The organism is Flavobacterium sp. WG21 (genome assembly GCF_000335775.1).
Classification (GTDB): domain Bacteria; phylum Bacteroidota; class Bacteroidia; order Flavobacteriales; family Flavobacteriaceae; genus Flavobacterium; species Flavobacterium tructae.
Window position 1 is genome coordinate 1 of record NZ_AMYW01000036.1, and the last position, 14059, is coordinate 14059.

Consider the following 14059-nt stretch of genomic DNA (forward strand, 5'->3'; position numbering starts at 1 on the left):
AAATAGTATTAGTATTTGGAGTTTTTCTTTTTTAGTACTTTTTGTCTTTTAATCCTGTAGTGCCAGTTTGGCCGAAGTCGAAGGTGTTTGCCTGAGTAGAGTTGAAGGTACCAATTTTAACAGAGTCGAAGCTGTCTGCCTGAGCGAAGTCGAAGCTGTCTGTCTGAGCGAAGTCGAAGACAGGTTTTAGGTATAAAAAACAAATTCCAAACAGTACCTATTGCACGGTTTGGAATTTGGAATTTTTAAAATTTGGAATTTATTATTTTCTAATAGTTTCCTTTTTTATGGTTTCAGGAATGATTGTCTTTTTCTTGTAAAGCGGAATGAAATAAGAAACGGTATAGTTAAAACCAATCCCGAAGCTGCCATCATACGTTCTGTTGAAACCCGGAATGTAAAGATTATCAAATCCCGAAGGTTTTTGGTTGGCCGCTAAAAGCTTCAGCTGAACGCCAAAACCAACAAATACATTATTGAAAACTTTTGCTTTTATTCCCAGTGCAACTTCAACCCAGCCGGCTGTAAGACCATTGTATTTCTGACCGGAAACAATTGCAGGCTGCTCTCCCCAGTACGGATTTGGGTTGTAAATTTTATAGGTATTCAATTGCTGGCTAAAAGTACTGAAACCGCCTCGAAGTCCAATGGTGATTAAATTTTCCATATCCAGCCAGTTTTGGTACAAATTGTAATCAAAACCTCCTTTGATGTAAGTTCCGGTAGTGGTAGTATTTAATCGGTCATCGTCAGTAGTTTTGTCTTCAAAACCAAGTTCGGCAGCCAGATAGTATTTTTTGGTCAGACGAAAATCACCTGTAACCTCAATACCTTTATAATTCTTGTCGTAAAATCCACGGGTTAATTTGTACAAATCTACCCCCACACGAAGCCCGTAACGATCCGTTTTGATGCTATCCTGCTTAGTTTCCTTAACAGCAGGTTTAGCCGTCTGGGTTTTCGGTTTTGTTTTAACGATCTCCTTGGGTGCAGCTGTATCCGATGTTTCCTGAGCCTGACCCAGAAATATTGAAAACAGCAGACAAAAACTATAGATATATTTCAATGTGTGTTTCATTTTCAAGTTCGATATTAAACTTTTTTACAAAAATTTGTTTTATCCATAATCCATCACCTCCTGAATCAGTTCGCACAAAAGGACCTATTTCAGGAAGGGTAAAAATGGTTTTGAAACCACAAGCTCTTGATACATAAACATCCTGATGCGTATAATTAAAAGTTATTCTGTCTGTGTTTATTGCAGCAGGATTGGTACTCAAAGAGTTATAAATAAAATCATATGTGGTGGTATTCTGGTCTGTTTTCAAGGGTATCGAGATCGTATTGGAATTGGTTACATATCGTAAAGGATTATCCACGTCTGTTATAGTTTTGTTGAAAACAATTCCTTTAGCTTCCTTCTCTCCAATTACTCTCAGATTTATTACATTTTCTTTTACGGTAGGTTCGGCATCTTTATAAAATGTAATTACCAGTCTCGGAGTTGTTGGTGTACTGGCATCACAAATGTCATCTTTTTCACAACTGGACAAACCAAAGGTGAAAATTAGTAAAAGAGAGATTATTTTTTTCATTTAAATATTTTGTTATCGAAGTTCTAAAAGTACAACATTTTCGACATGGTGCGTTTGCGGAAACATATCGACCGGTCTCACACGGGTTACTTTGTATTTTTCGTCCATTAAAGCCAAATCACGTGCCTGAGTTGCTGAATTACAGCTCACATAAACGACTTTTTTAGGAGCAATCTTCAAAATTTGGTCAACAACCGCAGCATGCATACCGTCTCTTGGCGGATCTGTAATGATCACATCCGGTTTTCCGTGCTGAGCGATAAAGGCTTCGTTGAAAACAACTTTCATGTCACCAACAAAAAACTCACAATTGGTAATATTATTGCGCTCTGCATTTGCTTTAGCGTCTAAAATAGCTTCAGGAACACTTTCAACACCAATTACTTTTTTCGCCTTTTTTGAGACAAATTGCGCAATAGTTCCCGTTCCGGTATACAAGTCATAAACCGTTTCGTTTCCTGTAAGCCCTGCGAAATCACGTGTTATTTTATACAACTCGTAGGCCTGATCTGAATTAGTCTGGTAGAAAGATTTAGCGTTGATACTAAATTTCAAACCTTCCATTTCTTCCAGTATATAGTCTCTTCCTTTGTACAGTTTGATATCCTGATCGTAAATAGTATCGTTTTGCTTAGCATTTATCACGTATTGTAACGAGGTAATCTGCGGAAACTTCTCGTAAAGGTGATCTAAAATCAGTTCACGGTTTTTTTGATCATCCTCAAAAAACTGGATCAAAACCATAATTTCACCAGTAGATACCGTACGAATCATTACCGTTCTCAATAAACCGGAATGCTCTCTTGGATTGAAGAAAGCCATGTTGTGTTCGTTGGCAAAAGCTCTGATCTCATTTCTGATAGCATTTGAAGGATCTTCCTGTAAATGACATTTTTGAATGTCCAGAATTTTGTCCCACATTTTCGGGATATGAAATCCTAAAGCATTTCGGTTTCCTAAATCCTCAGTACTTCCAATTTCTTTCTCGGTTAACCAACGGCTGTTAGAAAATGAAAATTCCATTTTGTTTCTGTAGAAAAACTGTTTTTCAGAACCTAAAATGGTTTCAAATTCAGGAAGTTCTACTTTTCCGATACGTTGTAAGTGATTTTTTACTTCATTTTGTTTGTAATACAGCTGTTGGCTGTATTTCATATTTTGCCATTTGCATCCTCCACAAACACCAAAATGATCGCAGATTGGCTCAATACGATGCTCTGATAATTCGTGAAATTTTACGGCTTTGCCTTCATAATAGGCTTTTCTTTTCTTAAAGGTTTGTACGTCTACTACATCGCCAGGAACGACATTCGGAATAAAGATTACTTTTCCGTCAGGAGCCTTTGCTACTGATACTCCTTTTGCTCCTGCATCAAGAACCTGAATTTGATGAAAGACAATTTTGTCTGTATTTTTTCTTCCCATAGCGCAAAAATAAGAGTTTGTAAACTTTTATAAATTTAATTTTTAAAATATTTTATCAAATTGCCTAATTTAGTGGTTTAATCAAGTTTAAAAGTTAACTTTGTTTATAACAATCGCCCCGAATACTGCATTTTTTATAACCTATTAGTATTGTTGTCCTTTATGAAGTTGTATCATAATCTGTCTCAAATTGGCTTTTTAAAGAAAAGCTATGCTTTCAAATTTTTGTTTGTTGCTTTTATAGGTATACATATCCCTCTGATAGGAATTTTATTTTTTGTGCTATATTATAATAATCACAGTGTTTCGGCTACCTCAATTTTGATTTTTTCTTTGGTTATGACATTATTGGCGACATTAGTGACGCTTTTGGTTTTAAATCATTTAATAAAACCCATTTCAATAGCCTCAAAAGCCTTAGACGATTACAGACACAATAGAAGATTGTCTATTTTGCCTACAGAATATAGTGATGAAGCAGGTTTGCTTTTGTGCAACATTCAGGAATCAATCTATGAATCAGAAAGTTTTATCAATGAAAAACAGGATTTGATTTATATGCTTTCACATGATTTGAAAAACTTTGCAGGAAATCCTCAGGGACTGGCGCGATTGATTATAAGTGAAAATCCATCAGAATCAGTTCGACAATTGGCAGAATTGATTTGTGAATCTACCAATCTACAGTTTCGATATATTGAAAACTTCATTAAATTATTGCAAGAACAAGATCGGGTAGTGAAAGGAAATTTAGAGATCAGAATGATAACTTTTCCTAATATTTTGCCTTTTATCAATGAACAGGTTGAACAACGCCTGATTGATAAGAATATTAAATTAAGTCTGAATTTAGAACTTGTGGAGGCAAAACTGAGAATTGACGAAGGTTTATTGGTTCAGGTTTTAGTGAATTTGATTAGTAATGCGGTTAAATTCTCTTATTTTGACAGTGAGGTTAAAGTGAGAATTTACACCGAAGATTCAAAATTCATTGTAACCGTTACGGATAATGGAATTGGTTTTGATAAAAATCAGATTGATGAGCTCTTTAAAAAATTCACAAAAATGAGCCGATTGGGTACCGCTAATGAATCTTCGACCGGAATTGGTCTGTATCTCTGTAAAAAAATAATTGAGAAGAATAAAGGCAAATTAACCGCAACCAGTGAGGGCAGAAATAAAGGTGCTGAATTTAGAATTGAGTTTGAATTGTAGTTTTTGGTTTGTTGTTTATTGTTAAGATTCTATGATACGGATTGATATGTAACGCTACTCCGGAGCTGTTTTGTCACAGGGGAAAATTGTCTATAGTTATTTCGTTCCTTCTGAGCTCAATTTTAAAAACTTCTTTATAAAATTCATAAAAAATAAATCCGTGTCAATTTGCGTTTTCACTTTAGCGAATTCGTTTTATCCGCGTGAAAATTTGAGACGTTGTTATGCCGAATTTATAATTTATGGTTCTGAACGAATCTTATTTTCGAATAAAAGTATTTCAATTCAGAACCATAAAGTTGTTTTTAGTCAAATAAATCAGAAGACAAATAACGATCACCACGATCACAAATCACGGCAACAATAACTCCCGATTCCAGTTGCTCGGCAATTTTTAAAGCAACAGCTACAGATCCTCCGCTACTCATTCCGGCAAAGACACCTTCTTCAAGAGCAAGTCTTTTAGTCATCTTTCTGGCTTCTTCTTCGCTTACATCGATAACAGTATCTACTTTCGAGGCATCAAAAATTTTCGGTAAATATTCCTGCGGCCATTTTCTAATTCCCGGAATTTGAGATCCGTCACTAGGTTGGGCCCCGATGATTTGAATGTTGGTGTTTTTCTCTTTTAAATAGGTCGAAGTCCCAATAATAGTTCCCGTAGTTCCCATTGCTGAAACAAAATGGGTTACCGTTCCTTCTGTATCGTTCCAGATTTCCGGACCTGTGGTTTTGTAATGTGCTTTCCAGTTGTCATCATTTGCAAACTGATTTAGCATCAAATAACCGCCCTGAGCGACCTTTTTGTCGGCATAGTCCCTCGAACCAATAATTCCTTCACTAGCGGGCGTTAAAATAACTGTGGCGCCATAAGCACGCATGGTTTGAGTTCGTTCTTTTGTAGAATCTTCAGGTAAAACCAATTCGATTTCAATTTGAAACAATTGTGCAATCATTGCCAAAGCAATTCCTGTATTTCCGCTGGTAGCTTCAATTAGTTTGTCGCCTTTTTTAATATCACCTCTTTCAATAGCCGAAGCAATCATGTTGTATGCCGCTCTGTCTTTTACACTTCCTCCGGGATTATTACCTTCAAGTTTCAGTAAAAGTTTTACGTTTTTATTTTTAACCAAATTGACGGTTTCCATTAACGGAGTGTTTCCAATTAGGTTAAGCAATTTCTGTGGACCCATTTTATTTTTTTTCTTTTATTTTAACTTCGGTTGTAGTGGTGTTTAAAACGATTGAATCTTCAGGGATAGATTTGGTGATCCATGCATTTCCGCCTACAATACTGTTTTTTCCAATAATGGTTTCGCCTCCCAAAATAGTAGCATTGGCATAAATGCAAACGTTTGCTTCTACAGTTGGGTGTCTTTTGGCGTTTTTCATTTCTTTACTAACGCTCAGAGCTCCTAAAGTAACACCCTGATAAATTTTTACATGTTTTTTAATTACAGTAGTTTCTCCAATTACAATTCCCGTAGCATGATCGATAAAAAAGGGAGAAGCAATCTCAGCTCCAGCATGAATGTCGGTTCCTGTAATTCGATGGGCATACTCACTCATCAATCTCGAGAAAAGTAATAGATCTAGGCGATACAATTCGTGACTTAGTCGGTAAATGGCGATCGCGTAAAATCCGGGATATCCCAAATAAACTTCATCAATGCTGTTCGATGCCGGATCATTTTCAAGGATGTATTCGGCATCCTGATTTAGTTTTTCCAGAACTCCGGGTAATTTTTCCAAAAAACGATCCCACATTGCATCACACGAATTTTCAGATTTTTTACAGGCCAGAACAGCAATTTCTTTAAAACGAATTTCCAGTTCTTGGATGCTTTTGTCTAAAGCTGCATTGGAATCAAAAAGAGTATAAAAAAGCTTCTCGGTAAAATCTTCTGTTTTGGTTTTGATGCCGTAATTTATGCTTGAATGACTTTTTAAAGCTTTTATGTTTTGTATGATAGAATCTTTTGTCAAAATGGTAAAATTGAATGAATACTAAGAAACGCTAAAAGTAAGGTGTTTTTTGTAAATAAAGGCATGAATTCTACAAAGAAATTTTCTTTTGAAAGCGCTATTTGTGATAAATAAAAGAAATGTAAACCGCTGTTTTTTATGTAATTCTTAAGCAGTTAAATGTGTAAATTAGCAGTTAAAAATTGTAAAAATGAAAAACAACTCCACTTTTAAAAGCGCTATTTCTGATATTTCCTTTCCTGAAAGCGATAAAATTTATGGAAAATCGATACACGACCCTATTTTAGGATTGATTATTAAAGATCATCCTTCTTTTAGCGATGAGGATTGTATTGCTGTGAAAGAATTAAATGAATACCGTCAGAGGTATATTTCGAACTATTTGTCAACTGAAATTGGAGTGCTTTCGGATCTTGAACAAAGTGTTCTTTCTTCGTTAAAAGAAGATAAGTCGATTGTTAGTATTGCTGAAGATGAGCCGGAAACCAGAAATTTAGGTCAGAGAGTCGCAGATCAGGTGGCAGATTTTGGCGGAAGCTGGACGTTTATCATTTCTTTCCTGATCTTTATTGTAGTTTGGATTGGAGCGAATGTTTTTATTTTGGTCAACAAAGGTTTTGATCCCTATCCGTTTATTTTACTCAATTTGATTCTGTCCTGTATAGCTGCACTGCAGGCACCGGTAATCATGATGAGTCAGAATCGTCAGGAGGAGAAGGATCGAAATCGTGCTAAGAAAGATTATATGATCAATCTTAAATCGGAATTAGAGATCAGAATGATTCATGATAAAATCGATCATTTGATCATGCATCAGCAACAGGAGTTGATCGAAATTCAAAAAGTTCAAATCGAAATGATGAACGATATTTTGGATAAGATTAAGAAATGATTCTTACAAAAATAATCTATTGAAGAGATTCTAAAAAGTTAAAAAGAGTGTTTTTCTTGTGGAAAGAATTTAGGGTTTTCAGAGTAGTTGAATTTTAATTTTTTGATGCAAAGAGGAAAATAGTTTTAGAAAAAAGGGACGACTTCTGAATTGAATTGTGTTTTGAATTTACTGAAAATATAGTGCTGAAAAAGTAAGAATAGAAAAGAGCGAAAATCTTTTGAATCTCATTACAAAAGAAGCAAGATTTAATACATGGCAGCAATACTGTTTTTTCAAATTAGGAGATTTCTTTTTTCTATAATCATACAAGAATTAATAAGGACAGTTGGTGAGGGGTAGTGTTACTATTTTAAAGTTTCCTATTTTTGAACTTTCAATACTTATAAAAAATGAAAGCGTTTAAAATTTTAATAATGATTCTTGCCATTTCGGTTGCGTTATACGAGCAGGTTTCAGCAGAAAAAAACATCTATATTATGGTAATTGCCATTGCGGTTTTCATGTATGGAATGATGCAGTTGAGTGCAAAAACACCGAGTAAAAACCAAGATAAAGAAGAGCAGGATGTTGACTAAAGGAGATAAGGTTTCAGTCTTAGATGAAGCCATAAACGGAACGGTAGTTTCGGTGAAAAACAAGGAGGTTTTGATCGAAACTGAGGATGGATTTATGATGACATTTTTTGTCAATGAATTACTTAAAATTCAGGATTCCAGTAATTTAATGAATTCTATTAAAAGAATTGATTTAGATGAGATTTCAAAAGAAAAAACAGAGCCAAAACCGCGAAGTTTTGTGAAAGAAAAGAAAGATAAACGTGAAATTTCGGCTCCTGAGTTTGATCTGCATATCGAAAAACTGGTTCCTAATAAACGCGGAATGTCTAACTACGATATTTTGACTTTACAGACTGAAACAGCAAAAAGACATATTGAATTTGCGATCAGAAATCGTATCCCTAAAATTGTTTTTATTCATGGTGTTGGTGAAGGAATTCTAAAAGCGGAACTTGATTTTTTATTGGGTCGTTACGACGGAATAGATTTTCAGGATGCTAATTATCAAAAATACGGCTTAGGAGCAACTGAAGTTTATTTTAGACAAAATCAGAAATAAGAGCTTATTTCGATCGTAAAATATTGGATTTAGGGCATAAAAAAAACGTCCGTTTTTCTTTCTGGATTTCTAGTGAAACCGGTTTAGAAAAACGGACGTTTTTTGTAGGAAATAAAACAGCTGTGAACTTGTTTTGAAATTACCTTTTATGGTGTAGTCGATACCTCAAGAATTCCGTAATTGTAAATAGTTGGTAATTTAAAACTACTGTTGGCTCTTGTAAATCTTACGCCTTTAAGAACAATCTTATGGAAATAAGTACTTCCCACAAGTGAAGTAGTAACTTCGATAGTTCCACTTACATTTTGTTCACCATTGTCTGCAATCCATATTTCGTTTACAGTTGGTTTAGTAGGTAAGGGCGAAGCACAAAAATAGTCTTGAGTTAGGGAGCCGTCGTTATAAGTACGCAGTAAAACTTTGTTTAATGTAGTACCAATTAAACCTGTTTTAGGCTGGTTGGAGGGGGTAACTACGTTTTCGAGTAGTTTAGGATCGATACTGTCAATTGTGATGGCAGTTGAGGCGCTAAAATTGTACAGTTGTTTTGAGGTTGAACATTGTCTGACAACTCCCAGAAAAGTAGCATTTGGAGAGTTGTAAGTAGTTTTGAAAGTACCAAAAGGGTATTCTGCTTCTACTTGTGGTCCTGCGGGTTTTAAAAAAGTAATGTTCTGAAAAACGAGATTGTGATTATATCCTGTAATTGTAGAACTTCCATCAGGATTATCTGTGATAGCTGCCGTACTGATATCGACAATTTTTCCGGCAGTAGCCTGCCATTCTTCTGTTACAGCAGGTGTCGTTGGCGGTATTGCGCCACAAATATTGTCAATAGCTACCTGGCCATTATAAGCTCTGTATACTACACGTGTTGTAGTGTTGTTAATGTCGTAAGTCAATGGTTTGCCAGGTACCGTTGCGTCGTTCGTAAGGGTATTAGGCGGTAATTGAATTAACAGCGATTCCTGTTTTTTAAGTTTGTATATAAGACTGTTGGTTGTAGTATTGCAGGTTGCTGCTGTAATACTAGGATCACTAAAGTCAATTGTATCAACCACTAAATCTCCATCATCGCATCCGTTTAATAAAAGCGCAAAGAAGAGAAGGCTTGCATATTTTTTCATCGTAATTTTATTTGAGGTCAAAAATAGTGAAAAATTTGGCAAATGATATTCAAGATTTGACAATTGATATTTCTTAACTTTGCAGGGATGAAAAAAGTATACCTCGATAACGCCTCTACAACCGCTATGCGTCCTGAAGTGATTCAGGAAATGTTGAAAGTAATGACTGAAGATTTTGGAAATCCCTCTTCTACACACAGTTTCGGAAGGAACGGAAAGACCATTTTAGAGCTTTCCAGAAAAAGTATTGCGAAACATTTAAATTGTGCGGCACAGGAGATTATTTTCACCTCAGGAGGAACTGAGGCTGATAATTGGATTCTTCGTTCGGCGGTGGAAGATCTTAAAGTAGAACGCATTATTACAACCAGAATCGAGCATCATGCTGTATTGCATACGGCATTGGTTTTAGAATCTGAATATAATGTTCAGGTGGATTACGTAAATGTAAATCCCGATGGAAGTATTGATTTAACCCATTTGTCCAATTTATTAGCAGAAGACAAAAAGACAATTGTCAGTTTGATGCATGTAAACAACGAAACCGGAGCTATTTTGGATCTGGAAAGAGTTGGTGTAATTTGTAAGCAGTATCATGCTTTGTTTCATTCGGATACTGTTCAGTCTGTTGGAAAAACGGAGATCGATCTGCAAAAAATCCCTGTTGATTTTATCGTAGCAAGTGCGCATAAATTTCACGGTCCAAAAGGAGTTGGGTTTGCATTTGTTCGAAAAAACTCAGGATTACAGCCTTTGATTTTTGGAGGAGAGCAGGAAAAAGGCTTGCGTGCTGGTACAGAAGCCGTGCATCAGATTGCCGGAATGGCGAAAGCATTGTCTCTTTCCTATGAGAATTTAGGTGTTGAAAGAAATTATATTTTAAGCTTGAAAACCTATCTTATTGAGCAATTTGAAGCTCATTTTCCGGGTTTCAGAATCAATGGAAAGAAGGATGATTTTTACAACATCATCAATGTTATTCTGCCTTTCTCAGCAGATAAGACTTCGATGCTTTTGTTTAGTTTAGATATGAAAGGAATAGCTGTTTCCAGAGGCAGTGCCTGTCAGTCGGGGAGTGTGAAACCGTCGCATGTTTTGAAAGAAATGCTTTCGGAAGCTGATTTAAAATTACCAAATCTCCGAATTTCATTTAGTCATTTTAATACCAAAGAAGATATTGACTGGTTGATTGAGAGTTTAAAAGGTGTTTAAAGTTTCAAGTTTCAGGTTTCGTGTAGAATTTGAAACCTGAAACAAAAAGATTATTTACGAATCACTTTTACCTGTGAATCATTAGTGAGCTTTATAATGGTTGATGGTTTTCCGGCAATTCTGTCGTGATACAGATTTACTACATAATCAACGCCTTTTACAATTTCCGGATTGATGTCTTTGAAGCCAATAGGAGTAGGTTGTCCCGAAATATTAGCTGAAGTTGAAACCAGCGGTTTTTTCATTCGTTCCAATAATTTAAAACAGAACGGTTCCTTTACCAGACGAACAGCAAGCGAATTATCGGCAGCTATGATATTTGGAGCGACATTACGGGGCTCATCCAGAATTAAAGTGGTTGGTTTTTCAGATAAATCTAAAATTTGCCAGGCTACTTCAGGGATGTTTTTAAATACATTGTACATCATTTTTTCGCCATTCATCAATACAATCATGCTTTGTGTTTCAGCACGTTGTTTGAGTTTGTATATTTTGGCAACAGCCTCAGGATTTGTTGCGTCACAGCCAATTCCCCATACGGTATCAGTAGGGTAGAGAATGATTCCTCCTTCTTTTATGACTTCGTACGCTTTGATTATTTCTTCGTTCATATTACAAGTCAATTATTTTGTATGATGGAACTCCTTTAATTTTAAACTTATGGTGATACATATAAAGATTGATTAGTCTTTCTGAAATAAAACCAAAAATTCGGGCCTGATAAGCATCTTCCGGGATTGTAACTCTGGATTCAAGTTCAAATAAAATCGAGAAAAGCCAGGCGTAATAGTTGTCGAATTTCTCTTTTGAGCTAACCATCATATTTCCCATGTGAAAAAGGGTTCCTTCGTCCAGAAATGAGGTAATACTGTCTTTATATTCCGGATATTTTTCCAAAATGATTTGTTTGGTTAGGTCCCAATCCTCTTTTCGGTGTTCCTCACAGTAGTTATCGGTCAAAGATCCTTTTTTGAACTTATAAGGTCGGCATAGAATTACATCATATTCCGAAAGAATTGAAGCTATTTTTTTCTCTAGTTTTTTAGAAGAGGCATTGAATAGCTTAGTATTTTTGAAATTTTCAGTTGTGATTTTTTTCTGTGCAGAAGGTTTTAAGTTGTACCAGTCGTTGTAAAAGTTAAGGTATCTTCTGTAATGGCAAATACCCACGTAATCAGCCTTTTTTTCGTTTTTCCAAATCCAGTAAGCAGCTGTCAATTCACAATAGTTGCTGTTTTTGTTTCCGATATTGTCCTGAGTATTGTCTCTTAAGATAGTATCAGTGATTGATGGATTTGTTCCCACCTGAATCGGAACCAGAATATCATTGGATAATACAGGGTTTTCTTTATGAGTTACGATAAAAATCTTAATCATTATTCAGTTCTGTTTTAGATCTTTTTAAAGCTATGGCAATTATCTGATGCATGTCATAATATCTGTATTCGGATAATCTTCCTCCAAATATTACATTCTTTTCTTCTAAAGACAGTTTTTTGTACTCTTCAAACAAGGCTTGATTTTTAGCATCGTTTATAGGGTAAAACGCTTCGTTAGACGGGTTCCATTCGCATGGATATTCTTTTGTAATAACCGTTTTGCTTTGTTTGCCAAATTCAAAATGTTTGTGCTCAATTATTCGGGTAAAAGGATAGCTGGCGTCGTTGTAATTAACAACAGCATTTCCTTGAAAATTATCAGTATCAAGAACTTCGTTGTCAAATTGTAGAGATCTGTATTCCAGAACTCCTAATTTGTAATCGAAATACTCGTCAATCTTTCCGGAATACACAATTTTATCAGCAAGTCCGTCAAATTTTGTTCGGTCTGAAAAGTAATTGGTATTGGTTACCACTTCAATTCCGTCTAATAATTTGTTAATTAATTTATTGTAACCGCCAATAGGGATTCCCTGATAAGTATCATTAAAATAGTTATTGTCAAAAGTGAATCTAACCGGAAGTCTTTTTATGATAAAAGCGGGTAATTCAGTGGCTTTTCTTCCCCACTGTTTTTCAGTATATTCTTTTATAAAATAATCGTAGATGTCTTTACCAACAAGGCTTAGTGCTTGTTCTTCCAGATTTTTAGGGTCTTTTACTCCATAAGCAGCTACTTGCTCCTCTATTTTTGCTTTGGCTTCCTGAGGTGTTTTAGTTCCCCAAAGCTGGTAGAAAGTATTCATGTTAAAAGGTAAATTGTACATCTTACCTTTAGAAAGTGACATTGGAGAATTGGTAAAGTTGTTGAATTCAACAAATTGATTCACATAATCCCATATTGCTTTATCGTTGGTATGAAATATATGTGCACCATATTTATGAACATTAATTCCTTCGATATTTTCGCAATATACATTTCCTCCTATATGGTCTCTTTTGTCAATTACCAGGCATTTTTTACCTGCTTTTTTTGCTTCGTGAGCGAACACGCTGCCATAGAGACCTGATCCAATTATTAAATAGTCATATTGCTTTTTCATGATGCAAAAGTAGAGATTAATTAGTAAATTGCAACAAATTACAAAAGTAAAAATGGCAGGAAAAATACAAGTAGGGTATCTGGTTTCGTATGATTATGAGTTGTTAAAAACATCACTTCCAACAGTGTATAATGATGCAGATGCGGTTTTTGTCGCCATTGATAAAAATAGAAATACCTGGAATGGCGGAAGCTTTACGATCGATGATTCTTTTTTTGAGTGGATTAAGAATTTTGACGTTGATAAAAAGGTGGTGATTTATGAAGATGATTTTTATGTTCCAACCTTAACTACAATGGAATGTGAAATCAGAGAGCGAAAAATGCTCGCTGAAAAAATGGGAATTGGGAACTGGATTGTTCAGGTAGATTGCGACGAGTATTTTGTTGATTTTAAAAAGTTCGTTTCAGATTTAAGACGATACGATTCCTATCTTATCAATCCCGAAAAACATCCTATTCAAATATGTGCTTTCTGGGTTATGCTTTATAAATATACAGATCAGGGTATTTTATATGTAGATAAACCGCTGAAAGCAATTTTTGCGACAAACTATCCTAATTATAAAAGCGGACGCAGAATCAAAGAACGTCAAATTTATACCAATAATATTGTCTTGCATGAATCCTTGTCAAGAACTGAAGCCGATTTACGTTTTAAGCTGGACAATTGGGGGCATAATGTTGATGTAGATAAGGGATTTTTGGATAAATGGCTTGTTGTAAATGAAAACAATTATAAAGAGTACAAAGATTTTTATTATTTACAGCCTAAAAGATGGAAGAAATTGGGATTCTTCTCGACTAAAAGCATCCCTCAGATAAAGGAGATTATTGAGAAAGAAAAAAGACTGAATGTACCTAAGTTCAATCTCTATTTTAAAAATTTCGGACAGTGGCTGAAATATTCACTGAAGAAAAAAAAGGCATAAGGTAATTTTTATTTCGTTTTTGCTCTCATAATCCATTTTTCTTAATTATTAAGGTTATTTTTGCTTCCTTCCATT

Annotated in this window: 15 protein-coding genes; 6 read left to right on the forward strand and 9 right to left on the reverse strand. The window is 35.1% G+C overall.

The features are described from left to right. Positions 1 to 262: 262 nt before the first annotated feature. From C245_RS0119500 to rlmD, 3 genes are read right to left on the reverse strand one after another with little or no spacing between them, the layout of a single operon-like run. Entirely contained in the window at positions 263 to 1078 is an 816-nt protein-coding gene (locus C245_RS0119500) for a DUF6048 family protein (RefSeq protein WP_017498298.1), read from the reverse strand. After that, a complete protein-coding gene (locus C245_RS0119505; RefSeq protein ID WP_017498299.1) occupies positions 1050 to 1595 on the reverse strand; it encodes a DUF6452 family protein in 546 nt (181 codons plus the stop codon). Before C245_RS0119505 ends, C245_RS0119500 begins: the two co-directional genes overlap by 29 nt. A gap of 12 nt (positions 1596 to 1607) precedes the next feature. Continuing rightward, positions 1608 to 3020, reverse strand: coding sequence for a 23S rRNA (uracil(1939)-C(5))-methyltransferase RlmD (gene rlmD / locus C245_RS0119510; protein ID WP_017498300.1), 1413 nt, complete (start codon positions 3018 to 3020; stop codon positions 1608 to 1610). 339 nt (positions 3021 to 3359) lie between these two features. Between rlmD and C245_RS0119515 the strand changes: the two genes are divergently transcribed. Next, positions 3360 to 4235 carry a sensor histidine kinase KdpD gene (locus C245_RS0119515; protein WP_232424389.1) on the forward strand — a complete coding sequence of 292 codons (876 nt, stop codon included), beginning with the start codon at positions 3360 to 3362 and terminating at the stop codon, positions 4233 to 4235. 305 nt (positions 4236 to 4540) lie between these two features. On the opposite strand, the gene cysM is transcribed toward C245_RS0119515, so the two are convergent. Together cysM and C245_RS0119525 are read right to left on the reverse strand one after the other, a co-directional pair. After that, complete coding sequence (gene cysM / locus C245_RS0119520) at positions 4541 to 5428, reverse strand: cysteine synthase CysM (RefSeq protein WP_017498302.1); 888 nt, start codon at positions 5426 to 5428, stop codon at positions 4541 to 4543. Between the two features lies 1 nt (position 5429). Then, positions 5430 to 6221, reverse strand: a complete 792-nt coding sequence (locus C245_RS0119525) for a serine O-acetyltransferase (protein WP_017498303.1) — start codon at positions 6219 to 6221, stop codon at positions 5430 to 5432. A gap of 190 nt (positions 6222 to 6411) precedes the next feature. Between C245_RS0119525 and C245_RS0119530 the strand changes: the two genes are divergently transcribed. From C245_RS0119530 to C245_RS0119540, 3 genes are all read left to right on the forward strand, one after another. Then, positions 6412 to 7113, forward strand: a complete 702-nt coding sequence (locus C245_RS0119530) for a DUF1003 domain-containing protein (protein ID WP_017498304.1) — start codon at positions 6412 to 6414, stop codon at positions 7111 to 7113. Between the two features lie 392 nt (positions 7114 to 7505). Then, a complete protein-coding gene (locus tag C245_RS0119535) occupies positions 7506 to 7691 on the forward strand; it encodes a hypothetical protein (RefSeq protein ID WP_017498305.1) in 186 nt (61 codons plus the stop codon). Then, positions 7681 to 8232 (forward strand): Smr/MutS family protein, encoded by a 552-nt coding sequence (locus C245_RS0119540; RefSeq protein WP_017498306.1) that lies wholly within the window; start codon positions 7681 to 7683, stop codon positions 8230 to 8232. Before C245_RS0119535 ends, C245_RS0119540 begins: the two co-directional genes overlap by 11 nt. A gap of 146 nt (positions 8233 to 8378) precedes the next feature. Here C245_RS0119540 and C245_RS0119545 read toward each other — a convergent pair whose 3' ends face one another. Continuing rightward, positions 8379 to 9359 carry a hypothetical protein gene (locus tag C245_RS0119545; RefSeq protein ID WP_017498307.1) on the reverse strand — a complete coding sequence of 327 codons (981 nt, stop codon included), beginning with the start codon at positions 9357 to 9359 and terminating at the stop codon, positions 8379 to 8381. Between the two features lie 87 nt (positions 9360 to 9446). On the opposite strand from C245_RS0119545, the gene C245_RS0119550 reads away from it, so the two are divergent. Beyond that, positions 9447 to 10571 (forward strand): cysteine desulfurase family protein, encoded by a 1125-nt coding sequence (locus tag C245_RS0119550; RefSeq protein WP_017498308.1) that lies wholly within the window; start codon positions 9447 to 9449, stop codon positions 10569 to 10571. A gap of 50 nt (positions 10572 to 10621) precedes the next feature. On the opposite strand, the gene C245_RS0119555 is transcribed toward C245_RS0119550, so the two are convergent. Genes C245_RS0119555 through glf form a run of 3 tightly spaced genes read right to left on the reverse strand, consistent with a single transcriptional unit; the run spans position 10622 to position 13053 of the window. Beyond that, positions 10622 to 11182, reverse strand: coding sequence for an L-threonylcarbamoyladenylate synthase (locus tag C245_RS0119555; protein ID WP_017498309.1), 561 nt, complete (start codon positions 11180 to 11182; stop codon positions 10622 to 10624). A 1-nt stretch (position 11183) separates the two neighbouring features. Next, on the reverse strand, positions 11184 to 11948 hold the full coding sequence (locus C245_RS23325) for a DUF4422 domain-containing protein (protein ID WP_017498310.1): 765 nt from the start codon (positions 11946 to 11948) through the stop codon (positions 11184 to 11186). Beyond that, positions 11941 to 13053, reverse strand: coding sequence for a UDP-galactopyranose mutase (glf, locus tag C245_RS0119565; protein WP_017498311.1), 1113 nt, complete (start codon positions 13051 to 13053; stop codon positions 11941 to 11943). Before glf ends, C245_RS23325 begins: the two co-directional genes overlap by 8 nt. A gap of 52 nt (positions 13054 to 13105) precedes the next feature. Here glf and C245_RS0119570 point away from each other — a divergent pair, with 52 nt between their 5' ends. After that, positions 13106 to 13984 (forward strand): hypothetical protein, encoded by an 879-nt coding sequence (locus C245_RS0119570; RefSeq protein WP_035746998.1) that lies wholly within the window; start codon positions 13106 to 13108, stop codon positions 13982 to 13984. Positions 13985 to 14059 lie beyond the last annotated feature (75 nt).